Genomic DNA, 26,114 nt, shown 5'->3' with positions numbered 1-26,114 from the left:
TTATGCTTCAAAATACCATGCACCGCCAAGTATTAATTTTGGCGAGTTCCCAATCACTTTTCCAAACCGTTTCTGTCATGGTCATGACCATTGGTGGCTTGGCTGGGGCAAATATTGCAAACACCCCCACACTTTCAACGTTGCCCATCGCCTCTATGTTTTTAGGTACAGCCTTGATGATGTTTCCGGCCTCAATATTAATGGCACATATTGGACGGCGTAACGGTTTTCTATTCGGTGCTTTTTTAGGTGTGCTCGGCGGCATTATTGCATCAATCGGAATTTTTTATAGTTCACTTAGCCTTTTAGCCTTAGGCACGCTATGTGTCGGGGCCTATCAATCCTTTGCTCAGTTTTATCGTTTTGCTGCCAGTGAAGTCGCAAATGATGCGTTTCGCTCACGTGCTATTTCTTGGGTGATGGCAGGTGGAATTGTTGCAGCTCTCATTGGCCCGACTTTAGCACGCTTCGGCGGACCTTTATTCCAGCATTTAGAATATATCGGTTCATTTTTAATTATTAGTATCATCTCACTTGTGGCAATAGGCATTTTATCTAACCTACATATTGCCGATACAGTTGAGCAGAAATCCAACTTTACTGCTGGTCGTCCGTGGCAACAGATTGTCTTTCAACCCACCTATTTAGTTGCTTTATTTGGTGCAATCACAGGCTACGGCATTATGATTTTAGGTATGACTGCCACACCAATTGCTATGCGACATTCACACCATGAACTTGGGTCAATTACGACAGTCATTCAGCTACATGTGCTTGGTATGTTTCTGCCTTCATTCTTTACTGGAAACTTAATTGCTCGCTTTGGTGTGCTTAAAATCATGTTTGCAGGTCTTTTATTATTTGCCTGCTATATCGGATTTGCTCTCTCAGGTATTCAGTTCACATCTTTTGCTATTTCTTTAATTTTATTAGGTGTGGGATGGAACTTTTTATTTATTGGCAGTACTTCTTTACTCACAGGAACTTATTCTGTGGCTGAAAAAGCCAAGGCCCAAGCCATTAACGATATGACCGTTTTTGTTGTCGGTTTGATTTGTTCGTTTAGCGCAGGTGCTTTACTGGATTTATTTGGCTGGAAAGCAATGAATATAGCGTTAATACCATGGTTGGTGATTGCCGCAGCTTCTCTCTTCTGGCTAAGCCAAAAAAGAGAAAAGCAGTTTGTTTAAATTCTTTTTAACGCGGTTTGCTCAATAGCCATTCTAGATTTTGACGGACCGCAGGCCACTCATGTTTTAAAATACTGTAAACATGAGTGTCCCGCAAAATATCATCTTTCACAATTTGATGGCTTCTTAGCACACCGTCTAGCTTTGCACCCAAGCGTACAATCGCGGCTTGACTTTGAACATTTAAAGAAGATGTGCGTAACTCAACCGCAATACAGTTTAAAGTCTCAAATGCATGAGCCAACAATAACTTTTTACATTCAGTATTTACAGGCGTACGTTGTGCAGACTTTCGATACCATGTTGAGCCAATTTCTACACGGCGATGGGCTTCTTCAATATGCATTAAAGTTGTCATGCCCAGCGCTCGCCCCGTTTTTCGGTCTTCAATATAAAATGGCAACATAGAGCCGGATTTTTGCAAATCAAGACGTCTTTCAATTTCAGCAGTCATCTGTTCAGGTCTTGGCACACGGGTATACCAAAGATTATAGAGTTCCCCATCGCAAACGGCCTCTTTGAGCGCTTCAGCTTGAGTTACATCTAGCGGCTTTAAAATAACGTGTTCACCCAATAACTCAACAGGTGTAGTCAAAGACATCTTTATCTCCTCAATTGATATTAAGCTTTTATATTTTCAAAATTATTTATTTAACTCAGCCACACTGTACATGGCATTCGCTATAGTTTGATGACCAGATTTCGATAGGCCATCTGCCGCGCCTAAAATGTCTCGGCGTTCTTTGTTTTGCCCAAGTTTTGATTTTCCTTGCAGCTTGGTAATTTCAATCTCAATACCTACAATGGCTTTTAACATCAGTTCAAGATAATCCTTTGGTGCATCGGACATTTTCCATGGTTCAGGTTGAGATGCTTCATGAGTACGGGTTAAACGAGCCACTACACCACGAACATAGCGTTCATCATCTCGAATCGTCACTTTGCCATAAGCATGCACAACCCTATAGTTCCATGTGGGTACTTGTCTGTGCTGTTCATGTTTGGATGGGTACCAGTTTGGTGAAATATACGCATCGCCTGCTTGAAAAACGACCAATACCTCATCTCCATTTTTAATGTCCTGCCAAACAGAATTATTTCGTGACACATGAGCATGTAGCATGCCAAATTTCCCTTCATTTGCTTGTAACTCGAATGGAAGATGATTTGCATCTAAGCCATTACTTCCATGCGTAAAAAGCACCCCAAATGGATGTTCTGTAATAAGAGAATGCAATACATCCAAACGGTTTTCTGCAAAATCATCAGGGATATACATGGCTAAAAACCTCGCTGTAAATATCAGGGCTATTTATATTTTGTGTTGTAAATTTTCTGGTTTATGTGGTTTATTAAAAAGAACCACTTTGTATTTTTTTAAGTAGACCAGAATTATGGCAAGAATGGCAAAAGTTGTGGAACTTCCGTCTATTGCAAAGATTGATAAAAGCCAAGGAAAGATAAGTGCTCAACTGACCCAAGCTTTGCGTGAAGCTGTACAAAGTGGTGATTTACAGCCCGGCGATCCGTTGCCTTCTTCACGTGAACTGGCTCAAACACTTGGGGTCGCTCGCGGAACGATTATCGAAGCTTACGATCAGCTTTTAGCTGAAGGTGTGTTTGACTCTCAAGCACGAACGGGCACCTATGTGTCTCATGCTTTAGCTAAAAAAACTACACCGCAACATTCTCAAAAAGAGACCACACCTAGCGTAATCCCTTTAACGAAGTCGGCACTCTCCTATGCTCAAGTGCTTAAAGAGTTTAAACCGCTTCCTCATGCCCCTTTTGCAGTATCTGTTCCCATTGCCCGCACCCAACCGAGCGACATCTGGCGTAAGTTTGGTAATAAATTTAGATCTCGAGGTGCAGGTGTTCCTTCAGGATATGGTGAACCTCAAGGTGTATTATCACTAAGAATTGCTATAGCAGACTATGTACGACGGTCACGTTCTGTACACTGCGAACCTGAACAAATTGTGATTACTCCCGGTATTCAGCAATCACTTTATATTTGCAGCCAAATTTTATTTGAGGCGAAAGATGAAGTTTGGGTTGAAGATCCGGCTTATCGCGGTACAACAGCCATTTTTGAGCATACTGTACAAAACATTCGAATGGTGCGTGTTCCTGTTGATGAAGAAGGCATTCAGGTTGAAACCGGAATTAAACTTTCTAAACAAGCGCGTGCTGCGTTTGTAACACCCTCTCACCAATATCCATTGGGTATGCCGATGAGTCTAGCAAGACGCACGGCATTATTAGCTTGGGCAAAACAGCAAAATGCATGGATCATTGAAGATGACTATGACAGTGAACTTCGCTATAACGGACAGCCCTTCCCATCTTTACAAGGCATGGCACCTGACCAAGTCATTTATCTTGGGACTTTCAGCAAAGTCTTATTTCCATCGCTTAGGCTTGGCTATGCAGTGTTGCCTAAAGAACTGGTAGCTCCTTTTTGTGGGCTTAGAGTATTAATTGATAGACACCCGCCTGCTGCCGACCAACACGTTTTGGCTGCTTTTATTCAAGAGGGTTATTTAGAACGGCATATCCGACGGACTCGAAATGTCTATGCGGAAGTCCGTGAATACATTATTGGCTTGATTGAAAAATACATACCTCAAGAGTTTGCTTGGTTACAACCGGGCGATCAAGGCATGCACATGGTGTTATGGCTTGCTCAGCATATTAATGATATTGACGTTGCAAGCTCGGCAGTCGATGCAGGTATTGCCATCAAAGCAATTTCACCGACATTTTCAAAAGAGCGGCGACGTTCGGGTTTAATTGTCGGCTTAGGCGATTTTGAACCCGAACTGATGCAACAAGCTATCAAAAAATTATCAAAGATTATTCAACAGCAAGCCAAGTCAATGTAGGTAAACCTTACAACAGCAACCATAGATGAATGGCAAATGGCCCAATGAGTACCATTAAAATACCTGCAATAACCATAGTTAAACTGGCAATTACACCTTCTTCACTATTTCTTTGCTGTGCTCTGACTGTACCAAAACCATGCGCTGCGTTACCAAAGGCGGCACCATTTGCCACATTAGAACGGATTTTAGTAATTGCCAAAATTGCATCGCCACAAATCATACCGACCAAACCGGTAATAACGGTAAATAGGGAAACCAATGCCGCCGAACCATGAATATCTTCAGCTAAAATCATGGCAAAAGGTGTTGAAATAGAACGTGCCATCAAACTGTTGGTGACTTCAGGGCTAAAGTGGAACCACTGCGCCATTTTATAGGCAGTCATCACGCCTACACTCATGCCCACAATAATCGCAATCGTAAGAACTCCGAGGTTTTTACGAATCGTTTCCCGATAGCGATAAATCGGTATGGCGAAAGCTACCGTTGCAGGACCTAATAAATTAACAATCCACTGGGTATCTTCTGAATAAGTTTGGTATGAAATTCCAAAAATCGTCATCAAAATGATGGTAAGTACAGGCACACTAATTGCGGGTGATAACCAAAGTTTTGGATGTTTTTGATAGATTCGCTTTGCCACAACATAAGCGACCAAAGTCCAGATGAGACAAAGAATTGACCAGATATTCATGTCATTATGCTCTTTAGATATGCTTATGTTGAAGACGTTTTCTAGCCTGTAAGTAAGCCTTCAAACGATTGTAATAATGAATAGTCAGTGAAGTGCTTAACATGACTAAAATGGTTCCAACCGCAATGCTTAAGACGATTTGCCATCCTTCGGTCATAAACAGGGTTTTATACTGGACAACGGCAACGACTACAGGCACAAAAAACAGTAATAGCTCACCTAAAACCACAGTTGCTCCCATTGCCACCTGATCCATTTTGATAATTTTAAAGAACAGGCATAAAAGCAATAAAAACATACCTAAAATACCTGCCGAGACAGGCACACCGAGTTTTTGGTGTAAGAGATATCCGATCCACCAAAATCCAGCCAAAATGAGAATTTGTTTAACTAACACGAACAGTGATGGTTGTGAGGGTGTTCCAGAAGCAGATTCAGTACTCATTTTTCGAAATTAAATGGTTAACTACACTATTATGCTAGCTTGGTTAAACCTGCTAAATATGAATTATTCATGTTAATATTATTCCAAAATGGAATAATCTATTCTTTATTATGCTTTCTCTAAAATCATTACAGTGCTTTGTTACTCTGGTTAAAACTAAAAGTTTTACCCGTACTGCTGAAGAGTTATATCTGACTCAGCCCACCATTAGTAAAATATTACAACAACTCGAAGAGCAGCTTCAGGTACAGCTTTTGGTTAAACCCGATCATGGACGAAAAAGACAAATTGAATTAACCGAAATTGGAGAACGTATCTATCAACATGCGGTCGAGCTTCTTCAGGCAGAGCAAAACATCTTTCTTGAGATAGAAAACTATCAACAATTAAAAACAGGTACTTTAAAACTTGGCGTTCCACCTTTAGGTTCCCAGCTCCTAACGACTGCCCTATTTGACTTTCATCGTCAATGGCCAGATATTGAATTAGCTTTTATGGAAGTGGGTTCACGCGGTATTGAACAGGCTTTACTCAATAATGAGCTAGACGTTGGTGTTTTATTGCAACCTTTTGATGAACAAACTTTTAATAGCATCGAGTTATGTAACTACCCTTTAATGGTACTTTTACGTCGTGATGCAACTTGGGCAACCCGCAAAAAAATAAATCTAGAAGAGCTACAACACCAATCATTTTTAATGTTTCCTGAAAATTTCTCTTTAAACAGTATTATTCTCGATGCTTGTAAGCAGCATGGTTTTTACCCAACCATTGCTTGCCGTACCAGCCAATGGCATCTCTTGGCAGACATGGTGTTACAACGTATGGGAATTGCGCTTCTCCCTCAATATTATACCGACATGCTTGACCCGACTTTATTTGCAGCAGTGCCACTCGAAAAACCAAATATTCAGTGGCACTTAGTCATGGCTTGGAAAAAGAATCTTCCTGTTTCACCAGCAGTACAAGCTTGGCTTAGCATTGTCCGTCAACATTTTCAGCACATTAAACCCTAACGTTGACCACTGAAATAGCTTAGTTCAAAAACCGATAAAGCTTTTCCACAAAAAAGCTACCCAATCTTGGCTTAGCTCACTTAGACTAGACCCATCTGTTTATCACACGGACAATAACAATGAATAACGAGCATTTTAAGCTGTATACAGATTCACAATTTCTAAGTCCCTATGCATTTACAGTTTTTGTAGGACTACACGAAAAACAAATTCCATTTGAAATAGCAACCATCAACTTAGGTCAGCAAGGCCAGTTTGAAACATCTTTTGTAGAAAAGTCATTAACTGCCAAAGTGCCTGTACTTGAGCATAACGATTTTGCCTTATCAGAATCTTCTGCCATTTTGGAATATCTTGAAGAGCTTTATCCAAACACAGCTATTTATCCAAAAGATATTCAAGCACGCGCAAGAGCAAGACAAATTCAGGCATGGCTTCGATCGGACTTAGTAGCCCTAAGAACTGAACGTCCAACCGATGTTATTTTTATTCAGCCCAAGTCCACTCCACTTTCAGAAGAAGGCAAAAAAGCTGCGGAGAAACTTTTCTTTGTTGCAGAAAAACTTCTTGCGTCTGATGCCGAATTTCTTTTTGGTTCATGGAGTATTGTGGATGCTGAACTTGCCCTGATGTTGCAACGCCTTATTCAAAATGGTGATGCTGTACCAGAGCACCTAAAAAATTATGCATTACAGCAATGGCAACGTCCGAGCGTACAAAAATGGCTTGCCTTGCGACATAACTAAACCCTTATATTTACACCAAACATGAGATAAAAAATGAGTGATTCAAACTATATTCCTCCACAAGTTTGGCAATGGACTGGAGAAAAAACCGATTTAAACCAACCTACCTCAGGTGCGCGTTACGAGCATACACTTCCAGTAGGAAAACATCCGCTCCAACTCTACTCTTTAGCAACGCCTAATGGTCAAAAAGTTACTATTTTGCTTGAAGAGCTTTTAGCGTTAGGACATAAAGATGCTGAATATGATGCTTGGCTGATTAAAATTGGTGAAGGACAACAATTTGGTAGTGGCTTTGTAGAAATTAATCCCAACTCTAAAATTCCAGCGTTAGTTGACCATAGCCAAAACCCACCATTAAGAGTGTTTGAATCTGGCTCAATTTTGCTTTATTTGGCTGAAAAGTTTAAAGCTTTCATTCCAACTGATATTGCTGCACGTACTGAATGTCTCAATTGGTTATTCTGGCAAATGGGCAGCGCGCCCTACTTAGGTGGTGGTTTTGGGCATTTTTATGCTTATGCACCCGTTAAAATTGAATATGCAATTAACCGCTTTGCAATGGAAACAAAACGCTTACTTGATGTATTAGACCAGCATCTGGCAAAAAACGAATATTTGGCGGGTTCTGAATATAGCATCGCTGATATTGCAGCATTCCCTTGGTATGGCGGTCTTGTTAAAAACTGGGTATATAACGGCGCGGAGTTTTTAGGTGTCGATCAATATAAATATGTTCAACGTTGGGCAGATGCGATTTTAGCGCGCCCTGCGGTACAACGTGGCCGTATGGTCAATCGTACCTTTGGTGATTTAACTACGCAGTTGCATGAACGCCATGATGCGAGTGATTTTGAGACCAAGACTCAAGATAAATTGCAGAATCAGTCTTAAAAATATCATTTAGTTTTTGACTTACCCGCAAGATATTTCATTTTTGCGGGTATTCAAAGTTGGCAAAATAGCCCGTGTATAACTCACTCAGCCAAGCGACAAAAACTCGTACGCGTGGCGAGAGCTGCCGATGCTGCGGATATAAAGCAGAAACTGACATCTTCGGGATTTCCCACTCAGATAAAACCTCAACTAGTCGCCCACTTTTTAATTCATTTGCCACATGGTAGCGCGGTACTTGAATTAAGCCAGCCCCCTGTAAGGCAGATAATACATAGTTTTCAGCATCATTTACCGCGATCCAACTTTTCAAAAAATAATCTTGTTTTTTGCCATTCACCATCAATTCAAATGGATAATTCCGTCCGCCTGATATCGAAAAGAAATTAACACAATAATGTGATAACAAATCTTCTGGTTGCTCTGGCGTTCCATGTTTATTTAAATAGTCAGGACTTGCACAAATCACTTGCGGCATATCGACCAAATGTCTAGCAATTAAAGTGGAATCATCTAAACGCCCCGCTCTCACCACGCAGTCTATGCCTTCCCTGATCAGATCAACCAAGCGATCCCCCGTACTGATTACCAGTTCAATGTCGGGGTATAACTCGTGAAATTGATCGATATTGGGTAAAACAATTTTAGTCGCATGAGCGCCTGATAAATCGACACGTAATAAACCACGGGGCTGAGCAATTACATTGCGTAAAGATGATTCGGCATCATCAAGTTCCGATAATATTTGTGTGCAGCGTTCATAAAATGCCTGTCCATCTAGTGATGGCCTTACATGCCGAGTCGTCCGCTCTAGTAAACGGCACTGTAAGTTATTCTCTAACTCCTTAATGGCATTACTTGCTGTAGGACGTGGGATATTTAGCTGATCGGCTGCCTGACTAAAACTACCCAGCTCTACGATACGGGTAAAAAGTTGCAAAGTATCAAATTTATCCATGGTGCTATCTTTTAACCCTATCCATTATTAATATATACGGAATTATCTTATCCAATTCTGATGATTTATCCCATATTTCTATATTATTAAAATAAGCCATACTTACTCAAACAGGCAATCTAAAAATGAATATTTCAAGAAAAACAGCTCTGGTTACTGGCGCATCACGTGGTATTGGCCGTGCTATTGCAGAACGCTTAGCTCAAGATGGTTTTTATGTGATTGTTAACTATGCTGGCAATAAAGCGCATGCCCAAGCCACTGTAGAACATATTATTGAGCAAGGTGGTCAAGCCTCAGCTATTCAAGCGGACGTTGCAAATGAACATGAGGTGAGCCGTTTGTTTCAAGAAGCAAAGGCCATTAACGGTCGGTTAGATGTGGTAGTTCATAGTGCCGGTATTATGCCTATGGCAAAAATTACACCTGAAAGCCTGCCAGATTTCGACAAAGTGATTCATACCAATTTACGTGGCGCGTTTTTAATATTGGCACATGCGGCCGAAACAGTGCCAGATGGTGGTCGGATTATTGCGCTTTCAACCAGTGTAATTGCCAAATCTTTTCCGGCATATGGTCCTTATATTGCTTCAAAAGCAGGTGTCGAAGGTTTGGTACATGTGTTAGCAAATGAGTTACGTGGACGCAATATCACTGTAAATGCTGTTGCGCCCGGCCCGACAGGCACTGACCTTTTTTACAATGGAAAAACTGAAGAGCAAGTAGCAGCTATTGCAAAACTTGCTCCATTGGAACGAATCGGGACACCTGACGAAATTGCTGGCGTAGTTGCCATGCTGGCTGGTCCAGATGGGCGCTGGGTAAACTCTCAAGTCATTCGTGTAAATGGTGGATTTGCTTAATTTTAAAAACCGTGCGGATTATTTTAATCTGTACGGTTTTTTACTAAATAATAAAATTTCTTAAATCTATTTTATTTTAATAACTTTATAAAATTAACTAATACTAATTTATATAAAATATTCACCGCTCTTATTTATCAAAATAATATATATAAATAGATATTCCTTATTTTTGCTTATATTTAAAACCGCGTAAATTGAACCTTAACAATCTGAATCAAAGATAAGGATATATTCAATGAACGCTAAATTAAATACTGAAACTCCGCAAGGTTTTATCTCAAATGGTTCAAATACATCCTTTTCAGCCGAAGATATTCTTGCCAAAGCACAGCAATATGCACAAGAACACGAACTAAATTTTAGTGGCAGTTTATCACCTGTTGACGCATGGCAACTCGTACAACAAGGAGAAGCTGTTTTAGTTGATGTGCGTACCAATGAAGAACGTAAATTTGTGGGTTATGTCCCTGAAAGTATCCATGTTGCATGGGCAACAGGCACATCATTTAACCGTAATCCACGCTTTTTAAAAGAACTTGAATCAAAAGTTGGTAAAGACAAAACCATTCTTTTGTTATGCCGTAGTGGCAACCGTTCAGCACAAGCTGCCGAAGCCGCATTTAATGCAGGTTTTGAACACATTTATAACGTTCTTGAAGGCTTTGAAGGTGATCTAAATGGACAGCAACAGCGTAATCAGAAAAATGGCTGGCGCATCCACCAACTTCCTTGGCAACAAGACTAATACTTCAATCAATTTTCAGTGAATCAAGGAAAGCTTGTGACTCAATGGAACATTAATGCGGTTGTACAAGGTTTACAACAAGCAAGGCATGACTGGCGTCAGCAACAGCACAGAACAAAAGAATTTGGAGGCCGTGAACTTCCATCTAAAGAAGCTTTAAAAATTATTTTAGATGACCTGTGCGGCATTTTATTTCCAATGCGTTTAGGCCCTGCCGACTTACGTCAGGAAACTGAAGATTCTTATATTGCCTATACTTTAAATCGGGTACTAACAGCTTTACATGCTCAAGTACAACTGGCTTTAAATTATGAAGCGAAACGACATTTGATTCATTCAAGCCCAGTGCAGCAGCCACAAGAACTTGCTCAAACTATTGTGCAGGATTTTGCCAACACTTTGCCCTCTATACGGCGCCTTTTAGACGGCGATGTGCGGGCGGCTTATGAAGGTGATCCGGCAGCACATAGTGTAGATGAAGTATTACTCTGCTATCCGGGCATATTTGCGATTATTTATCACAGAATTGCCCATCAGCTCTATGCTCAAGTGCCTTTATTGTCACGCATTATTTCGGAATTGGCCCACTCTGCTACGGGTATTGATATTCATCCGGGTGCGCAAATCGGTAAAGGATTTTTCATTGATCATGGTACGGGTGTGGTGATTGGTGAGACTTGTGTGATTGGGGAACGCGTTCGTATTTATCAGGCCGTGACCCTTGGAGCAAAACGCTTTGAAACCAATGATGATGGTGGTTTGAAAAAAGATTATATACGCCATCCAATTGTTGAAGATGATGTCGTGATTTATGCAGGTGCCACTATTTTAGGCCGTATTACCATTGGTCGAGGGTCAATTATTGGGGGGAATGTTTGGCTAACCCATAGTGTTGCTGCAGGTAGCCAGATTTTACAGTCACCGAATGAGTCTTATCAAAAAAATCATATTGCCGGTTAAAAACTATAGATGTGAAATAAATAGATAAGGAGATAAATAAACAAAGAACGTGCAGATTAATAAAATGCTTATTTCTAGTTTAAATATATTTTTATTTAGAAAATAGATAACTCATTAATAAGCTCAGTATTTAAAAAATTTATAACGCGATTTTAATTTTAAAACCAGAACTAATTCTAGTTTATATGCATCCTAGAATTTTTATTTTCAAAAAGCCAATGCAATAAGGAAAAATGATTCATGGCGAAAAATACAGACAAAGCCCAACTTGCACTTGGGGACCATGCGGCCCGTCAACTGGCCAATGCAACCAAGACAGCTCCCCAGCTTTCTACAATTACTCCCCGCTGGCTGACTCACTTACTTCAATGGATTCCTGTTGAAGCAGGTATTTATCGCCTAAACCGTGTCAATAATACCGATGATATTCAGGTGGCTTGAACACAACGTGATGAAGCAACTTTACCTCAAACTTTTGTTGATTATGACCCAGAGCCACGCGAATACTTTTTAAATGGTGTATCTACTGTTTTAGATGTGCATACACGTGTTGCCGACCTTTACAGCAGCCCACACGACCAAATTAAAGAACAGCTTCGCTTAACCATTGAAACCATTAAAGAACGTCAAGAAAGCGAGCTTATCAATAACCCTGAATACGGTTTACTAGCAAGTGTGACAGATGACCAACGTATTTCGACTTTAAATGGCCCACCCACTCCTGATGATCTTGATGATTTGCTACGTAAAGTCTGGAAAGAACCGGGATTTTTCCTAGCACACCCTGATGCGATTGCAGCATTTGGACGTGAATGTACACGCCGTGGTGTACCGCCTCCAACGGTTAGTCTGTTTGGTTCTCAGTTCATTACATGGCGCGGAATTCCACTTATTCCATCAAATAAAATTCCTGTAGAAGATGGCAAAACTAAAATCTTGCTGCTTCGTGTTGGTGAAAAGCGTCAAGGGATTGTTGGTTTGTTCCAACCGGGTCTTGCGGGTGAGCAGTCACCGGGGCTTTCAGTACGCTTTATGGGAATCAACCGTAACGCGATTGCGTCGTATCTAATCTCGTTATATTGCTCACTTGCAGTATTAACAGACGATGCTTTGGCAGTGTTAGATGATGTGGAGGTGGACAAATATCATGACTACCCAGTTAACTACAAGTAATCTGCAAGGTAGTCCAACAGGGCCTGAAGTGACTGGTGTTAACCCACCAGCCAACTTCCCTGATGAGTCCACCATTGCTCGACTTGCTAATGAGTTTTTTTCAGCATTACCAAGCTCAAGCAGTTCAGCTTCTCCATCGGGCCTTAAGTTGGACTTACCTGTCGGAGCGCCACCGCACCCACCGCAACCGGGTGAACCATTTTCTGCACTCAGTGGTCGTGCGCCCAATATCGCCTTTCAGAAAAGTCTCAATCCGGAATATCCTGAACATATTCCAAATTTGCCAGACTACCCTGAACGCCGAATTGTAGCGTCTGCGCCTGTGGTGGGTGGAGCTAATTTGCCACGCCCACCATTTGAACCACATTTACCACAAGCAGTTCATAGTGAACCAAATGTGCCACGCATTGAACCAAGCTTGCCCACTGGTGCAGGTGAATCACCTTATTATTTTTTAAATGATTTTTCTGCCCGCAATGCAGCAGAACCTTCTGTTAAAGGTGTTGAAGATAATTATTTGGTTGCACAGTCATTTCAATTACCACATGGTGATCAGCTCAAATCTTTATTGATTGAAGACCGCTTTGCAGCTGATGCACCTACACAAACATCTGCAAGTTCTTCTTCATTTTACTTTTTAGACTTGCCTCAAACTGGACAAAGTTATAGCCATTATCAACCATCACAACCAACCTTTGTGGCAAGCAGTGCGCAACCACTCGATGTGCATGCCATCCGTCGCGATTTTCCAATTTTGCAAGAACGCGTCAATGGCCGTCCATTAGTCTGGTTTGATAACGCCGCAACTACACAAAAACCGCAGCGTGTGATTGACCGGATTGCTTATTTTTATCAGCATGAAAACTCAAATATTCACCGTGCTGCCCATGAGTTAGCGGCTCGTGCAACCGACGCCTATGAGCATGCAAGAAATGTAGTTGCCCGATTTATTGGTGCACCCTCTTCTAAAGAAATTATCTTTGTTCGAGGAACAACCGAAGGGATTAACCTGATTGCAAAAACATGGGGTGAGCAAAATATTGGCGAAGGTGATGAAATTATTGTTTCTCACTTAGAACACCATGCCAATATTGTGCCTTGGTATCAACTCACTAAAAAAACTGGAGCGAAATTACGAGTCATTCCTGTGGATGACACGGGCCAGATTATTTTAGAAGAGTTACCAAAACTGATTAATGAACGTACTAAACTGTTGTCGATTACTCAAGTTTCGAATGCTTTAGGTACAGTCACACCTGTTGCTGACGTCATTAAAATTGCCCATGCCAAAGGTGTACGCGTTTTAGTTGACGGTGCTCAATCTGTTTCGCACATCCCTACCGATGTACAAGCTCTTGATGCAGACTTTTTTGTGTTTTCTGGACATAAAGTGTTTGGGCCGACAGGCATTGGCGCGGTCTATGCAAAACCAGAGTTGCTAGAAAGCATGCCTGTTTGGGAAGGTGGCGGTAACATGATTCAGGATGTTACCTTCGAACAAGTAGTTTACCAACCTGCACCAAACAAGTTTGAAGCTGGAACTGGGAACATTGCCGATGCTGTCGGCTTAGGTGCTGCACTTGAATATGTCGAAAGTCTAGGCATTCATAACATTGCTCGCTATGAACATGATCTACTCGAATATGGTCAAAATGCGCTGAGTAGTGTGTCTGGTTTACGTCTGATCGGAACGGCACATTATAAAGCCAGTGTGATGTCCTTTACTTTACAAGGCTATTCAACCGAACAAGTCGGTAAAGCTTTAAATCAACATGGTATTGCTGTACGTTCTGGTCACCACTGTGCACAGCCAATTTTACGTCGTTTTGGTGTAGAACAAACCGTGCGTCCGTCTTTGGCTTTTTATAATACGACGGAAGAAATTGATTTATTGGTGTCGGTGTTACATCAACTGACTCGGAATAGGCGTAGCAATTAAATCTATTTCTAGACTAGAAGAGACTGCTTTTGAGCGGTCTTTTTTATAAATTATTTATTGAAGCTACTTTAGCTCAAAAGTTATATATAGTAGTAACAAGTCAAAGTAGTTATCACAGCGGAATCTTATTATTTTAAATTCGATTTCTAAGTTAGCCTTCGGCTCGAGCTAAAAATCATTGATAATCTAAAAAATTTAAAGTGCTTATCACGGCGGAGTCTTACCGTTTTCAAATCCAAAGAAAGTAGCTAATTCCATTACTTTTTTAAAAAAGTAACCAAAAACTTTCTCATCCACAGAACCTGTTCTCTGTTTTCATTTTTCAAAAAATATTGCAAATACATTATCTTTATAAATTATGGGCAGGCTGTGGATGAAATTTAGCACGAGCAAATGCAAGTATAGACTCCGTTGTGCTAGTCTAAAAACTTGCAGATAACTTTAACCTGAGGAAATATCAATAGATATCCAACTTAATTAAACAAACTCCAAATCAATCTCAACGCAATCCCAATCAACAACACTCCCATCACCCTCTCAAAATAAACCCCAAACTCCAAAAACCGTTTACGTACAATAGGCTGAGCAAACAGTACGCTCACCACCATAAACCAAATGGCATTGACCATACACATCCAAACCCCATAAAAAACCTGAACTTTCATTGGTGTAGCCGTACTTACAATCGTCGTAAAAATTGCCAGAAAAAAGATAGTGGCTTTTGGGTTCAATGCATTAGTGAGAAAACCCATTGTAAAAGCTTTAAATAAACTCTGAGTATCACTGTCTGCTTGGCCATTAATCTCAATAGTGGTATTCGGCTGGCTACGTAAGCACTGCCATCCTAAATACACTAAGTAAGCCGCCCCCGCTGTTCTGATCAGAGACATGAGCCATTCACTTTGCTGAATTAAAAAACCAATACCAACAAGTGTATAAAACACATGTACTGAAATTCCGAAACCAATACCAATTGCGGTTAGACATCCAATCAAATAACCATAACGTACACTTTGTCTTACCGTAATCACAAAATCTGGTCCCGGTAAAATCACCGCCATAAAGTGAATAAGAGCTAGCGTTAAAAACTCATGCCCATACAACTGCCACATAACAATTTAGTTTCCTGAAAATCACTTAAAAGATTGTATTGCGATTTTTTAGACGCGATAATCTAGTCAAAATCCAAATAACTTTTGCCTCATGAGCACAAATCAAAGTCTGGTTCTGTTAAATGAAATGGCGACTTTCGTTAAGGTTGTCGAGTCGGAAAGCTTTTCTGAAACTGCACGCCAGCTTGGTACAACACCTTCTGCTGTTAGCCGCGCGATTGCCCGTTTAGAGCGTGCTTTAGGCACCCGCTTACTCTATCGGACCACACGGAAACTTCGTTTAAGTGAAAGTGGACAACAGGTCTATCAACGCTGTTTAGATATGGTGAATGCGGCACAAGCAGTCATGGAAAGTTCGGGCCAATTTCATGTCGAACCCGAAGGTATTATTCGTCTGAGTGTTCCGAAAGCTGTAGGACATTTTATGATTCATCCGCATTTACCCGAATTTTTAGGACGTTATCCAAAAATTGATATTCAAATGCTTTTAGAAGATCGTTATGTAGATCTCATTGATAATGGAGTCGATTTAGCGCTTCGAATAACAGAACAACCACTAGGTGGCCTTATGGGTCGAAAGCTGATTGATATTGATCACTTGGTTTGTGCTACACCTGAATATTTGTCCAAGCACGGTACACCGAACCATCCTCATGATTTAAAGCAGCATGAATGTATTTACTTGGGCGAACAAGCCAGTGACTCAAAGTGGAAATTTCAACAAGGAAATAAATCGATAAGTGTTGCCGTGCGTGGTCGTTATGCTGCAAATCATACGGGTGTGCGTTTGAGTGCTGCATTACAGCATTTAGGTATTGCGAGCTTGCCGTACTTCGTTGCACGCCATGCTCTACAACAAGGCACCTTAGTTCAGGTTTTACCAGATTGGTATTTTAAGACCTATTATAGCGGTGGGCTGTGGTTACTCTACCCACCGACACGGCATGTCCCGCCTAAATTGAGTGTGTTGATTCAATATTTGGCAGATAAATTAGCAGCAGAGCCGACTTTATTTAATTTAAAGTAATATAAATTCAAAGAATTAGCACGATGGAATCCTACCTTTAATCTCTAAAGCAATCAGCTAATTCTGTTACTTTTTTTGAAAAAAGTAACCAAAAAACTTTCTCATCTACAGAACCTGACCACTGTTTACATCTATAAAAAATATTGCAAAAACATTATCTTTATAAATTATGGGCAGACTGTAGATGAATCTTAGCTCGAGTAAATACTATCTAGAGTCCTGATCTTTAGAGGTTATTAGCACGATTACTCAACCAATAGATCTTTTGGATTAATCGTATCGCCATAGACTGGTTTTAAGGTTTTTTCATAAGCCTGATGAATCACACCTTCTTTTGCCAGTTTCTCTAAGTCTTGGTTCAACCAGTCCAGTAACTCTTTATCGCCTTTTTTCACTGCTGGTGCAATTAAGTCCTGCTCACCTAAATTGGTAATGCCAACGGTGTAATTTGGATTTTCTTTAGCCCAAGCTAAAACCAGCAAGTTATCATGGGCAAGCGCAGCACCACGACCATCTTTTAAAGCATCAAAAGTTTCAGTGTTTTGTTCATACTTTTGTAGTTTAATTTCAGGATGAGTCTTGGTGAAGAATGAATCAGCCGTTGTACCTTTATTTACCAACAAAGTTTTATCTTTAAGTTGAGCCACATCAGTAATCGGATGACTTTTAGGAGAAACCACCCCCAAAGCAACTTTTAAATAAGGCTTAGCAAAATCGACCACTTCTTTACGTTCAGGTGTAACGGTAAAGTTTGCAAAAATTATATCCACTTTATTTGCTTTTAAATATTCAACACGATTAGCCGCTTCAGTTAAAACAAACTCAACTTTGTTTTCATCACCCAGCAGATCTTTAGCAACATGCTTGGCAATCTCTACATCAAAGCCTTGGTTTTTACCTTGTGCATCTAAATATCCAAACGGCGGTTTATCACTAAATACGCCAATTCGTACCACACCATTCTTTTTGATCTGTTCAATACTTGACGTAGTTTGTGTGGTATCGGCCGTTTTTTCAGTAGATTGAGTTCCTTTATCACATGCAACTAAACCTAAACTCAGTAAAGAGGCAGCTAAAATATGCTTCACGTTTTGAAATGTTAATGTTGTCATTATTTCACCCTATCGTTCTTGTAAAAGTCTTATTTAGAATCACAGCGCCTACTTTTAGGCACTGCTCTAGCGATATCGAAAATTATTGGCCTACGTCTAAAAACACATTCGGATTAACCGAGTCACCGTAAATTGGTTTCAAGGTTTCATCATAAATTTTCTTAATTTCACCGCTTGTTCTGAGCTGCTTGATTTCAGTATTGAGCCAATTCAATAATTGGGTATTGCCTTTTTTAACTGCTGGTGCAATAAACTCTTGATCACCAATAGACTGAATACCTGCAACATAACTTGGGTTCTTCGCGGCCCATGCCAAAGCATAGGTACTATCTTGTGAAATTGCGTCACCACGACCGTCGGTTAAAGCTTTGAAGGCATCCGAGTTTCTTTCAAACTTGAGTAAATTCACTTTTGGATAATGCTTGGTAAAGTAAGTATCCGAACTTGTGCCTTTATTTACAATTAAAGTTTTACCTTCTAATTGAGCAATGTCAGTAATCGGCTTGGCTTTAGGCGAGACAATCCCAAAAGCCCCTTTTAAATAAGGCTCGGCAAAATCGACAACCTCCTTACGCTCAGGGGTTACTGTAAATGTCGCGAACACCACATCGGCACGGTTTGATTTTAAAAACTCCACCCGATTTGAAGCTTCAGTCACAATAAACTCAACTTTCTTTTCATCACCGAGCAAATCTTTAGTCACCCGTTTTGCTAGAGCCACATCAAAGCCCTGATTATTCCCCGCACTATCTACATAACCAAACGGCGGATCATCGGCAAAAACAGCAACGCGTAGAACCCCATTTTTTTTGACTTGTTCTAAAGAATGGTCTTCTTGAGCATTACTTGCCTGTTCAGTTGATGGTGTTTTACTACATGCAGTTAATAAAACCCCAGCAACGGCAAGACTGCTTAATATTTTTATTGAATTACGTTTAAACATTCACTTCCTCATGATTCAAATAATAAAAATTTAGTACGACAAAATATTTAAGAAAGCTTTCGCTCGTTCTGTTTTCGGCTGTTCAAAAAATTCTTCTGGTGAAGCCTGTTCAATAATCTTGCCCTTATCCATAAAAATAATGCGGTCGGCAACCTTACGGGCAAAGGACATCTCATGTGTCACAATCAACATGGTCATTCCTTCATTCGCTAACTTGAGTACCACATCGAGTACTTCCCTAACCATTTCTGGGTCAAGCGCAGCGGTAATTTCATCAAGTAAAATCACTTGAGGTTGCATGACCAATGAACGAACAATGGCAATACGCTGTTTTTGTCCGCCTGAAAGCTGTCGTGGATAATCAAGTTTTCGCTCAAACAGTCCCACTCGCTTTAGCAACTCATCTGCTACTTGTTCTGCTTCATCGCGGTGGCGTTTTTGTACTTTGAGTGGTCCAAGCAAAATATTGTCAATGACGTTCATATGCCCAAATAACTCATAGTTCTGAAAAACCATGCCAATTTTTTGACGAGCATTAGTCCAGTCCACATCTTTGCCCAAAACACCTGAGCCAGTTAAACGAATCTCGCCACCCTGAATCGGTTCTAAGCCGTTAATACAGCGCAATAAGGTACTTTTACCACAGCCCGATGGACCTAAAATAACAACCACCTCTCCTTGTTCTACATCTAGATCAATGCCCTGTAAAATATGACTTTGTGCAAATGATTTCTGTAATTGTTGTATCGATAACAAAGGCATAATTACTCCCAGACCTTTTCTAAATGTGCTGCCAAACGAGATAAGGGATAGCAAATCAGAAAATACAAAATAAAAATAAAGCCATAAATCCAAAGAGAAGCGCTCGGCACGGTCAACAGCGAATTTTCAATAATTTGCTGGCCAACTTTAATGACCTCAACCACACCAATCAGGACTGCCAAAGAGCTGGTTTTCACCATTCGGGTAAACAAATTAATCGCGCCTGGTGTTACTCGTTTTAGACTTTGCGGAAAAATGACGTAGATCAAAGCTTGAACGTGGGTAAGTCCGAGCGCATAGGCCGAATCGCGTTGATGCTGATCAATCGAAGTAATGGCTGCACGAACCAAATCGCCCATTTCTGCCGTACCCCATAAAACAAATACAACAACGCACACCCACATTGCTGAAAACTGCCAGTTAAACCATGTCGCAAAGCCGAAATAAAACACAAATAGCAAAACTAAAATTGGAATGATTCGAATGGCTTCTAAATACAGGCGGCACAGCGCTTTAACGACTATGTTTTTAGAAGTCATAATGACGCCGAAAACTGTGCCAAAAATTGCAGAAAAAAAAACCGAAATAAAAGCAATTTTTGCAGTTGCCCAAAGTCCCCACATTAAACGTTCGAGGTGACTCGCTTGAAATAGATAATCAAGTTCCATGGCTCACCTTCCGACTTCTGTGCTCCAGATAACTGGTTAAAATAGACACGGGCAATAAAATAATCAGATAAGCCGTGATAAGTAAGAACAAAGCTTCGGTGGTTTTATAGTCCATACCAATTAAGTCTTTGGTGACAAAAAGCAGCTCAACAACAGCAATGGCACTCACCACAGAACTTTCTTTAATTAGAAATAGGCAATTTGCCCCTATTGCCGGAATTGAAATGGCAAGCGCTTGAGGGAAAATGACATATCTAAAAATTTGAGTCGGTTGTAGACCAATACTTTTTGCTGAGTCAATCTGCCCTTTTGCAACAGACTGCAAACCCGCTCGAAAAGCTTCAGCCATATAGCTTCCACCTAAAAAGGTCAATCCGATCACACCGCAAGTGAAACCATCAATTTTGATACCGAGTTTTGGCAAACCGTAATACAAAAAGAACAGTTGAATTAATAAAGGGGTATTTCGAGATAACTCAATATAGAACTGGGCAATTCTATTTAGCACCCGCACGCGATATGTGATTAAAATGCTGCAAATTAGCCCTAAAATAATCGCCAAAATAATGCTGATAATTGAAATTTTCAGCGTGGTCAAAGTTGCAGAGAAAAATTGCGGCAACACACTATGGATATACTGCCAGTTCAAGGAAAATTCCAACAAATAATATTAAAACGTTATAAATATTTAGCTTTCGTCAGCCATTAAATATTTGTGTAACAAGTTTATTTTTTTCCCAATTGGTCTAAAACTATTTTTATTAGATAAGCTTTTCTATAAGTTTGATAAATTCGATTTGGCAATCGAAAACCTTCAAATCAGTTGAATACAACTGCTTAAAACATATTCACTAAAACAAAGATGAATAATAAAGCCAATAAAAAATCGGACACCAAGGCCCGATTTTTATTAAATGATTTTTAATCTATTGCTTATTTTCTAAGTACATCACCAATACTTGGGTCTTTATCAAAAACCGATTTAGCATATGGGCAAAGCGGAATTACTTTTACGTCTTTTTCACGAACAAAGGCAACCAAAGCATCAAGTAATTGGCGACCTACGCCTTGTCCACGATAATTTTCGTTTACATCTGTGGCATCAATAATTAGCATGCTTTCGCCTGCCCATGTATAAGTCATTTCGCCTGCAACGGTTTCACCATCAAGTAAGCTAAAGCTGCCGTGTTTTGTATCATCTTTTTGTTGAATATTCACAATGAATTCCTCATATTACAAATCGTATTTATTTAAAAATGACTTTGTATAATCTTTATCTATAAGAACAAATTTAACTGTAAAAAAATAGCCTATTTTTAGCAGTGAGTCTGTATGCTTTTTAAATACAATCTTCACTTAAATTAATGAAACTCTTGTACCAGACTATTAATGTGCGCCACCGCAGCAGTTCGGTTTTCAACGCAAAGTTTTTCAAAAACATGCTCTAAATGTTTATTCACTGTCCGTGGACTCAGCTCCAAAATTTCTGCAATATCCTTATTGGTTTTCCCTAACAACAACCAGTGCATGACTTCTGCCTCACGTTGAGTCAACTGCGGGCAATATTTTAAAATATCAGCCATTTCCAAAGCTGGCGTAGTTGTCTTGATCTTGATCTGTATCAGATAATTTTTTGCCACACTTGGTTCAGTTTCCCACGGTGTAAGCAATAAAAGCTGTAATTGCTGAGATGGTGTTGAATAAGAACAGCTGGTTAATTTTTTAGGGTCTTTTTCATGCTCTAAGTCTGAAAACCAAGCTTTTAAGCCTGCTTCAAAACCTTCTAATTCAGGTAAATATTGATTTAGTAGATCACTAGCTTTTTGGGTTTTCCACACAATTTTACCGTGAACATCTAGCGCAAGAATGGCTGTTTCCGTTGCATCAATCACCTGTTTCTGTTGTTGCAATAGTTTGGCATGTGCCAAATGTGTTTTTACTCTTGCTAATACTTCTTCAATATTCAGTGGCTTAGTTACGTAGTCCACCCCGCCGACCTGAAAACCACGCACAATATGCTCTGTCTCAGACAAACCTGTCATAAAAATAACGGGAATAAACTGCGTAATTGGACTCGCTTTAAGCTGTATGCAACTTTCAAAACCGTCCATATGCGGCATATTGCCATCAAGCAAAATCATATCCGGTAAGCATCGGTGTGCAATTTCAATTGCACTTAACCCATCGGTTGTGACAAGCACGCGATAACCTGCCTGATCCAGACTTTCATGTAGCAAGCCTAAATTTTCCGGCACATCATCTACAATCAGAATAACAGCCTGCTCGTTTGGCGAAGCTTGCTGAAAAGAAACATGTTGCGTACTCATTGCTTATCCTGAATCAATCGTTGCGCGTGTTTTAAATCAAACTTTTGAATAGCCTGTTCAAGCTGTTCCCATAACTCATTATGCTCCGGAAAATTTTGACGGCATTGCATTAAAGTCTGTTGAATTCCTCGAATATAACCCTGTCCAATTAAATCATTTAACTGTTGCAAGCTTTGCGGTAAATCAAGCAGATCATTATTTTCCAGTTGTTTGACTGGTGTATGAACAGCAGCTTGCTCTTGCTTATATATATTTAAATCGAGTGTTTGAACTTCATTATTTTCAAGGAGTGTCTCTGATTTGGAATCAATCCACACCAAGCCCAACTTGTCTCCAATTTTACTCAGCAATAAATTGAGATCGATTGGTTTTAGCATAAAGTCTTCACTTAAGACGGCATCTTGTGGATTGACTTCGCGCTCTCCTGCATTGGCTGAAATAATTAAGATCGGCACATTAGTAATATTATTCTGACGCAATAATCGTGCTGTTTCCCACCCGCCCATCAAAGGCATATTTAAATCCATCAAAATCAGGTTCGGCTGAAAAATAGGTACACGTCTTAAACAATCAATGCCCGACTCGGCTTCTTCAATCATAAATCCCAAAGGTTTGAGAAAATTAGCAACTAAACCTCGGTCTACCGCTTCATTATCGACAACCAAAATTCGTTTTCGTTCGCCTTGATAACCCGTAATTTGGTTGGAGTAAACATTAGAAATCGGATGAACCACTTCTTTTGAAGGTAAGTAAAACTTAATCTTAAATTGTGAACCCTGATTGAGCTGACTAGTCACAGATAGCTGGCCACCAAGTAAATCGACTAATAATTTTACAATTGGAAGCCCAAGTCCTGTTCCGGTAAATCCGCCTTGAACCACATTACTGCCCCGTTCAAACGGGTTAAAGATTCGCTCTAAATCTGCCTCGGCAATACCACAACCCGTATCTCTAATTTCAAAATAAGCCGTTTGAAAACGGTATTCGACTTTTAAAGTAATTGTGCCGCTTGTCGTAAACTTTAAAGCATTGCCCAGTAAATTGATGAGCACTTGCTCTAAGCGTTTTTTGTCGGTACGAACGTAGTGCGGTAGGTTTTCTCCAATTTCATAAACAAACTGTAAATTCTTCTGTTCAAACTGTGTCTGAAACATTTGAATAATCTGTTCTATAAAATTAGGGAAATGAACATCTACTACATTTAAAGAAATTTTGCCCGTTTCAATGCGTGCTAAATCTAGTAAACCGTCAATGAGTGAAGTCAAATGCTGCCCACTACGGCTAATCACCCCGAGTGCCATTTTGCCTTGTTCAGAGAGTTGTTCTTGTTTTTGAAGCAATTGGCTATAGCCCAAAATACTATTTAGGGGTGTCCGTAGTTCGTGGCTAATGCCAATGACATAACGGCTTTTTGCGTCATTGGCCCGTTCTGCTGCTATTCTGGCATCTTGTAAGTCTTTTGAAGTGACTTCATGGGCAGCAATTTCATCAATCAATAATGCTGTTTGTTGATGCGTTTCGATTTCGGCATTACGACGACTTTCATCGTTTAACACTAACCACCATGCTGCAACACTCATCAATAAAAATAAAATGGTGTAAATTTTTACAAACAGCGTGAATAACTGAGGAACGGCTGCCGCATTAATGGTTTCTAAATAGGTTTTTTCTTGGATATAAACCAGACTTAAACTCACTGCCAAAACAATCGACAGCCCTAAAGTCAGCAATAAATATAAACTGACCCTGCTATTTAAACGGCTAGCCCAACGCTCTGGTAAATAGTGCCAGATGGCTTTTTTGAGCTGAACTGACCAACGTGCATCGGGTTTACATAAATCGTGACAACGGGCTTCAAGTGAACAGCATAGAGAGCAAATCGTACCGTTATAGGCTGGGCAGCCCGCCATATCAGCAAGCTCATAATCCCGTTCACATACCACACAGTTAGCAACCGACGTCGCCTGAATTTTTTCAGGCTGGCGTGCAATGTAATATTTGCCTTTGGTTAGGTAAGCAATAATAGGAACGCATAAAACCGCACTCCCCAAAGCAATGAAACTTGCTAAACCTTTCGCCATCAATCCGAAAAAGCCCAAATAGCTCAGCATCGATAACACTGAAGCAATCAGTAAAGCGCCCACGCCTACGGGGTTGATGTCATATAAGTAAGCACGACGAAATTCAATTTCTTTCGGGCTTAAACCTAAAGGTTTACAGATAATTAAATCGGCAACAACGGCACCAATCCATGCCAAAGCGATATTGCTATATAGCCCCAAAATGCGTTCAACCGCATGGCTAATGCCCATTTCCATCAAAACAATGGCAATAAACACGTTAAAAAGAAGCCAGACAATTCGTCCCGGATGGCTATGAGTTAAGCGCGCAAAGAAGTTAGACCATGCCAATGAACCAGCGTAGGCATTGGTCATATTAATTTTAATTTGCGCCAAGCAAACCAGTGCTAGAGTCAATATTAACGCTAGCTGAGGATTTGGAATAAACTGCTGATAAGCAACCCAATATAAATAAGTCGGATTGTCTAGTTCAGAGACAGGAATAAACAGCTGAAAAGCCAACACCATCAGCAGCATGCCCATCAAAACTTTTAAAAATCCAAAAATAATCCAAGATGGACCACCTAAAAAAACGGCAAAACGCCACGCGGTTCTGTTCTGTTCTTTTTGTGGTAAAAAGCGTAGATAGTCAGCTTGCTCACCAATTTGGATCACAAATGAAAAAATAAGAGTGCACGCCGCACCAAAGTAATACAGATTAAAGTCAGTTGAGTTTGAAACTGCCCCAACAAAATGCAGGCTACTACTTAAAATTTGTGGTTGTTTCCAAAGTACAAAAAACCACGGTAATAACAGCAATAAAAGCCAGATTGGCTGAGTGATTGCCTGAACTTTATTAATAAAACCAATGCCTTTGACCACTAAAGGCAAAATCACTAAGGCAGAAATTAAGTAACCAATAACTTGCGGAATGCCTAAAGCCAGATCAAGTGCCATTGCCATAATTGCGGCTTCAAACGCAAGCAAAATAAAGGTAAAGCTGGCATAAATCAGAGATGTAATGGTCGAGCCAATGTAGCCAAAACCTGCACCACGAGTAAGCAAATCAACGTCTACATTATATTTTGCGGCGTAATAACTAATCGGCCAACTGGTCAAAAATATGATGGTACATACGACAATTGCTGCCCATACTGCATTGCTAAAGCCATACTGCCAAAGCATGGTCGCCCCAATGGCTTCCATCGCTAAAAAGCTAACTGTCGAGATTGCGGTATTAGTTACCGTCCAAGGCGACCATTTTCTTACTGAGGTGGGTGCGTAGCGAAGCGCATAATCTTCGATACTTTCATCTGCCACCCAAATATTATATTCACGGCGTGTTTTGATCACACGTTGTGGCGCTTGTTGGGGGCGTGAAGAATCTGGCATAACACTCATGTTTGGCATGTGGCTGCATTAAACCCAGCAATCCTTATGCCAAAAGTCATTTATCATGGCGATTTTTTCTAATACGCACATATACGCAAAATAACGTATTTTCAATTTTTCCCAAAAATCACACACTCAAAACCATCAAAAAACAATGATCAATATTTGTGTTGATTGACCGAAAATGATTGGGAGAT

Annotated in this window: 25 protein-coding genes and 1 pseudogene; 12 read left to right on the top strand and 14 right to left on the bottom strand. The window is 40.2% G+C overall.

What is annotated here, in order from left to right:
* The first annotated feature begins 2 nt into the window (after positions 1–2).
* On the top strand, positions 3–1,190 hold the full coding sequence (locus MKL62_RS09975) for an MFS transporter (protein ID WP_005128879.1): 1,188 nt from the start codon (positions 3–5) through the stop codon (positions 1,188–1,190).
* A gap of 7 nt (positions 1,191–1,197) precedes the next feature.
* On the opposite strand, the gene MKL62_RS09970 is transcribed toward MKL62_RS09975, so the two are convergent.
* Positions 1,198–1,791 (bottom strand): GNAT family N-acetyltransferase, encoded by a 594-nt coding sequence (locus MKL62_RS09970; protein WP_000060332.1) that lies wholly within the window; start codon positions 1,789–1,791, stop codon positions 1,198–1,200.
* 42 nt (positions 1,792–1,833) lie between these two features.
* Positions 1,834–2,469, bottom strand: a complete 636-nt coding sequence (locus MKL62_RS09965) for an FMN-binding negative transcriptional regulator (protein ID WP_000275762.1) — start codon at positions 2,467–2,469, stop codon at positions 1,834–1,836.
* Between the two features lie 115 nt (positions 2,470–2,584).
* On the opposite strand from MKL62_RS09965, the gene pdxR reads away from it, so the two are divergent.
* A complete protein-coding gene (pdxR, locus tag MKL62_RS09960; RefSeq protein ID WP_005128880.1) occupies positions 2,585–4,075 on the top strand; it encodes a MocR-like pyridoxine biosynthesis transcription factor PdxR in 1,491 nt (496 codons plus the stop codon).
* A 7-nt stretch (positions 4,076–4,082) separates the two neighbouring features.
* Here the strand turns inward: pdxR and MKL62_RS09955 are convergent, their stop codons facing one another.
* Both MKL62_RS09955 and MKL62_RS09950 read right to left on the bottom strand, forming a co-directional pair.
* On the bottom strand, positions 4,083–4,772 hold the full coding sequence (locus tag MKL62_RS09955; protein WP_001028713.1) for an LrgB family protein: 690 nt from the start codon (positions 4,770–4,772) through the stop codon (positions 4,083–4,085).
* Between the two features lie 13 nt (positions 4,773–4,785).
* On the bottom strand, positions 4,786–5,217 hold the full coding sequence (locus MKL62_RS09950; RefSeq protein WP_000102767.1) for a CidA/LrgA family protein: 432 nt from the start codon (positions 5,215–5,217) through the stop codon (positions 4,786–4,788).
* Positions 5,218–5,327: 110 nt separating this feature from the next.
* Between MKL62_RS09950 and MKL62_RS09945 the strand changes: the two genes are divergently transcribed.
* The 3 genes from MKL62_RS09945 (at position 5,328) to yghU (ending at position 7,873) form a co-directional block, all read left to right on the top strand.
* Positions 5,328–6,233, top strand: a complete 906-nt coding sequence (locus MKL62_RS09945) for a LysR family transcriptional regulator (protein ID WP_000949917.1) — start codon at positions 5,328–5,330, stop codon at positions 6,231–6,233.
* Positions 6,234–6,352: 119 nt separating this feature from the next.
* Positions 6,353–6,979, top strand: coding sequence for a glutathione transferase (gene yfcF / locus MKL62_RS09940; RefSeq protein WP_005128883.1), 627 nt, complete (start codon positions 6,353–6,355; stop codon positions 6,977–6,979).
* Between the two features lie 33 nt (positions 6,980–7,012).
* Positions 7,013–7,873 (top strand): glutathione-dependent disulfide-bond oxidoreductase, encoded by an 861-nt coding sequence (gene yghU, locus MKL62_RS09935; RefSeq protein ID WP_005128884.1) that lies wholly within the window; start codon positions 7,013–7,015, stop codon positions 7,871–7,873.
* Positions 7,874–7,910: 37 nt separating this feature from the next.
* Here yghU and MKL62_RS09930 read toward each other — a convergent pair whose 3' ends face one another.
* The gene (locus MKL62_RS09930) at positions 7,911–8,831 is read right to left on the bottom strand and encodes a LysR family transcriptional regulator (protein ID WP_005128885.1); all 921 of its coding nucleotides are present in this window, start codon (positions 8,829–8,831) and stop codon (positions 7,911–7,913) included.
* 125 nt (positions 8,832–8,956) lie between these two features.
* On the opposite strand from MKL62_RS09930, the gene MKL62_RS09925 reads away from it, so the two are divergent.
* From MKL62_RS09925 to MKL62_RS09905, 5 genes and pseudogenes are all read left to right on the top strand, one after another.
* Positions 8,957–9,694 (top strand): SDR family oxidoreductase, encoded by a 738-nt coding sequence (locus MKL62_RS09925; protein ID WP_005128886.1) that lies wholly within the window; start codon positions 8,957–8,959, stop codon positions 9,692–9,694.
* Between the two features lie 238 nt (positions 9,695–9,932).
* Entirely contained in the window at positions 9,933–10,442 is a 510-nt protein-coding gene (locus MKL62_RS09920; protein ID WP_005128887.1) for a rhodanese-like domain-containing protein, read from the top strand.
* Positions 10,443–10,460: 18 nt separating this feature from the next.
* On the top strand, positions 10,461–11,402 hold the full coding sequence (epsC, locus tag MKL62_RS09915) for a serine O-acetyltransferase EpsC (RefSeq protein WP_109850675.1): 942 nt from the start codon (positions 10,461–10,463) through the stop codon (positions 11,400–11,402).
* 240 nt (positions 11,403–11,642) lie between these two features.
* Positions 11,643–12,575, top strand: a pseudogene (locus tag MKL62_RS09910) (family 2A encapsulin nanocompartment shell protein).
* Positions 12,550–14,514 carry a family 2A encapsulin nanocompartment cargo protein cysteine desulfurase gene (locus MKL62_RS09905; protein WP_005128896.1) on the top strand — a complete coding sequence of 655 codons (1,965 nt, stop codon included), beginning with the start codon at positions 12,550–12,552 and terminating at the stop codon, positions 14,512–14,514. Before MKL62_RS09910 ends, MKL62_RS09905 begins: the two are co-directional and overlap by 26 nt.
* A gap of 473 nt (positions 14,515–14,987) precedes the next feature.
* Here MKL62_RS09905 and MKL62_RS09900 read toward each other — a convergent pair whose 3' ends face one another.
* Positions 14,988–15,626 carry a LysE family translocator gene (locus MKL62_RS09900; protein WP_005128897.1) on the bottom strand — a complete coding sequence of 213 codons (639 nt, stop codon included), beginning with the start codon at positions 15,624–15,626 and terminating at the stop codon, positions 14,988–14,990.
* Between the two features lie 91 nt (positions 15,627–15,717).
* Here MKL62_RS09900 and MKL62_RS09895 point away from each other — a divergent pair, with 91 nt between their 5' ends.
* Complete coding sequence (locus MKL62_RS09895; RefSeq protein ID WP_230258754.1) at positions 15,718–16,653, top strand: LysR family transcriptional regulator; 936 nt, start codon at positions 15,718–15,720, stop codon at positions 16,651–16,653.
* 245 nt (positions 16,654–16,898) lie between these two features.
* Here MKL62_RS09895 and MKL62_RS09885 read toward each other — a convergent pair whose 3' ends face one another.
* The 5 genes from MKL62_RS09885 to MKL62_RS09865 all read right to left on the bottom strand — a co-directional run bounded on the left by MKL62_RS09885 (position 16,899) and on the right by MKL62_RS09865 (position 20,787).
* Positions 16,899–17,765 (bottom strand): cysteine ABC transporter substrate-binding protein, encoded by an 867-nt coding sequence (locus tag MKL62_RS09885; RefSeq protein WP_000209982.1) that lies wholly within the window; start codon positions 17,763–17,765, stop codon positions 16,899–16,901.
* Positions 17,766–17,847: 82 nt separating this feature from the next.
* The gene (locus MKL62_RS09880; RefSeq protein ID WP_000476790.1) at positions 17,848–18,708 is read right to left on the bottom strand and encodes a transporter substrate-binding domain-containing protein; all 861 of its coding nucleotides are present in this window, start codon (positions 18,706–18,708) and stop codon (positions 17,848–17,850) included.
* A gap of 30 nt (positions 18,709–18,738) precedes the next feature.
* Complete coding sequence (locus MKL62_RS09875) at positions 18,739–19,470, bottom strand: amino acid ABC transporter ATP-binding protein (protein WP_004747520.1); 732 nt, start codon at positions 19,468–19,470, stop codon at positions 18,739–18,741.
* Between the two features lie 2 nt (positions 19,471–19,472).
* Positions 19,473–20,138, bottom strand: a complete 666-nt coding sequence (locus MKL62_RS09870) for an amino acid ABC transporter permease (protein WP_000418066.1) — start codon at positions 20,136–20,138, stop codon at positions 19,473–19,475.
* A complete protein-coding gene (locus MKL62_RS09865) occupies positions 20,128–20,787 on the bottom strand; it encodes an amino acid ABC transporter permease (RefSeq protein WP_005128900.1) in 660 nt (219 codons plus the stop codon). Before MKL62_RS09865 ends, MKL62_RS09870 begins: the two co-directional genes overlap by 11 nt.
* A 64-nt stretch (positions 20,788–20,851) precedes the next feature.
* On the opposite strand from MKL62_RS09865, the gene MKL62_RS09860 reads away from it, so the two are divergent.
* Complete coding sequence (locus MKL62_RS09860) at positions 20,852–20,965, top strand: hypothetical protein (RefSeq protein ID WP_002017921.1); 114 nt, start codon at positions 20,852–20,854, stop codon at positions 20,963–20,965.
* 106 nt (positions 20,966–21,071) lie between these two features.
* On the opposite strand, the gene MKL62_RS09855 is transcribed toward MKL62_RS09860, so the two are convergent.
* The 3 genes from MKL62_RS09855 to MKL62_RS09845 form a co-directional block, all read right to left on the bottom strand.
* The gene (locus MKL62_RS09855; protein ID WP_001025680.1) at positions 21,072–21,356 is read right to left on the bottom strand and encodes a GNAT family N-acetyltransferase; all 285 of its coding nucleotides are present in this window, start codon (positions 21,354–21,356) and stop codon (positions 21,072–21,074) included.
* Between the two features lie 143 nt (positions 21,357–21,499).
* Entirely contained in the window at positions 21,500–22,465 is a 966-nt protein-coding gene (locus MKL62_RS09850; protein ID WP_005128901.1) for a response regulator transcription factor, read from the bottom strand.
* Positions 22,462–25,926 (bottom strand): hybrid sensor histidine kinase/response regulator, encoded by a 3,465-nt coding sequence (locus MKL62_RS09845; RefSeq protein WP_025470058.1) that lies wholly within the window; start codon positions 25,924–25,926, stop codon positions 22,462–22,464. Before MKL62_RS09845 ends, MKL62_RS09850 begins: the two co-directional genes overlap by 4 nt.
* Between the last annotated feature and the right edge of the window lie 188 nt (positions 25,927–26,114).

Origin of the sequence: Acinetobacter sp. AOR01_HL, assembly GCF_027855455.1 — a bacterium.
Lineage (GTDB): Bacteria > Pseudomonadota > Gammaproteobacteria > Pseudomonadales > Moraxellaceae > Acinetobacter > Acinetobacter baumannii.
The sequence above is the reverse complement of the archived record's forward strand: the minus strand, read 5'-3'. Positions and strand labels throughout refer to the sequence as shown.

What these genes read in the sequence shown, in the direction of transcription:
- MKL62_RS09975 (WP_005128879.1), top strand. Translation starts at nt 3, where the DNA reads ATGCTTCAAAATACCATGCACCGCCAAGTATTAATTTTGGCGAGTTCC.
- MKL62_RS09970 (WP_000060332.1), bottom strand. Translation starts at nt 1,791, where the DNA reads ATGTCTTTGACTACACCTGTTGAGTTATTGGGTGAACACGTTATTTTA.
- MKL62_RS09965 (WP_000275762.1), bottom strand. Translation starts at nt 2,469, where the DNA reads ATGTATATCCCTGATGATTTTGCAGAAAACCGTTTGGATGTATTGCAT.
- pdxR (WP_005128880.1), top strand. Translation starts at nt 2,585, where the DNA reads ATGGCAAGAATGGCAAAAGTTGTGGAACTTCCGTCTATTGCAAAGATT.
- MKL62_RS09955 (WP_001028713.1), bottom strand. Translation starts at nt 4,772, where the DNA reads ATGAATATCTGGTCAATTCTTTGTCTCATCTGGACTTTGGTCGCTTAT.
- MKL62_RS09950 (WP_000102767.1), bottom strand. Translation starts at nt 5,217, where the DNA reads ATGAGTACTGAATCTGCTTCTGGAACACCCTCACAACCATCACTGTTC.
- MKL62_RS09945 (WP_000949917.1), top strand. Translation starts at nt 5,328, where the DNA reads ATGCTTTCTCTAAAATCATTACAGTGCTTTGTTACTCTGGTTAAAACT.
- yfcF (WP_005128883.1), top strand. Translation starts at nt 6,353, where the DNA reads ATGAATAACGAGCATTTTAAGCTGTATACAGATTCACAATTTCTAAGT.
- yghU (WP_005128884.1), top strand. Translation starts at nt 7,013, where the DNA reads ATGAGTGATTCAAACTATATTCCTCCACAAGTTTGGCAATGGACTGGA.
- MKL62_RS09930 (WP_005128885.1), bottom strand. Translation starts at nt 8,831, where the DNA reads ATGGATAAATTTGATACTTTGCAACTTTTTACCCGTATCGTAGAGCTG.
- MKL62_RS09925 (WP_005128886.1), top strand. Translation starts at nt 8,957, where the DNA reads ATGAATATTTCAAGAAAAACAGCTCTGGTTACTGGCGCATCACGTGGT.
- MKL62_RS09920 (WP_005128887.1), top strand. Translation starts at nt 9,933, where the DNA reads ATGAACGCTAAATTAAATACTGAAACTCCGCAAGGTTTTATCTCAAAT.
- MKL62_RS09905 (WP_005128896.1), top strand. Translation starts at nt 12,550, where the DNA reads ATGACTACCCAGTTAACTACAAGTAATCTGCAAGGTAGTCCAACAGGG.
- MKL62_RS09900 (WP_005128897.1), bottom strand. Translation starts at nt 15,626, where the DNA reads ATGTGGCAGTTGTATGGGCATGAGTTTTTAACGCTAGCTCTTATTCAC.
- MKL62_RS09895 (WP_230258754.1), top strand. Translation starts at nt 15,718, where the DNA reads ATGAGCACAAATCAAAGTCTGGTTCTGTTAAATGAAATGGCGACTTTC.
- MKL62_RS09885 (WP_000209982.1), bottom strand. Translation starts at nt 17,765, where the DNA reads ATGACAACATTAACATTTCAAAACGTGAAGCATATTTTAGCTGCCTCT.
- MKL62_RS09880 (WP_000476790.1), bottom strand. Translation starts at nt 18,708, where the DNA reads ATGTTTAAACGTAATTCAATAAAAATATTAAGCAGTCTTGCCGTTGCT.
- MKL62_RS09875 (WP_004747520.1), bottom strand. Translation starts at nt 19,470, where the DNA reads ATGCCTTTGTTATCGATACAACAATTACAGAAATCATTTGCACAAAGT.
- MKL62_RS09870 (WP_000418066.1), bottom strand. Translation starts at nt 20,138, where the DNA reads ATGGAACTTGATTATCTATTTCAAGCGAGTCACCTCGAACGTTTAATG.
- MKL62_RS09850 (WP_005128901.1), bottom strand. Translation starts at nt 22,465, where the DNA reads ATGAGTACGCAACATGTTTCTTTTCAGCAAGCTTCGCCAAACGAGCAG.
- MKL62_RS09845 (WP_025470058.1), bottom strand. Translation starts at nt 25,926, where the DNA reads ATGAGTGTTATGCCAGATTCTTCACGCCCCCAACAAGCGCCACAACGT.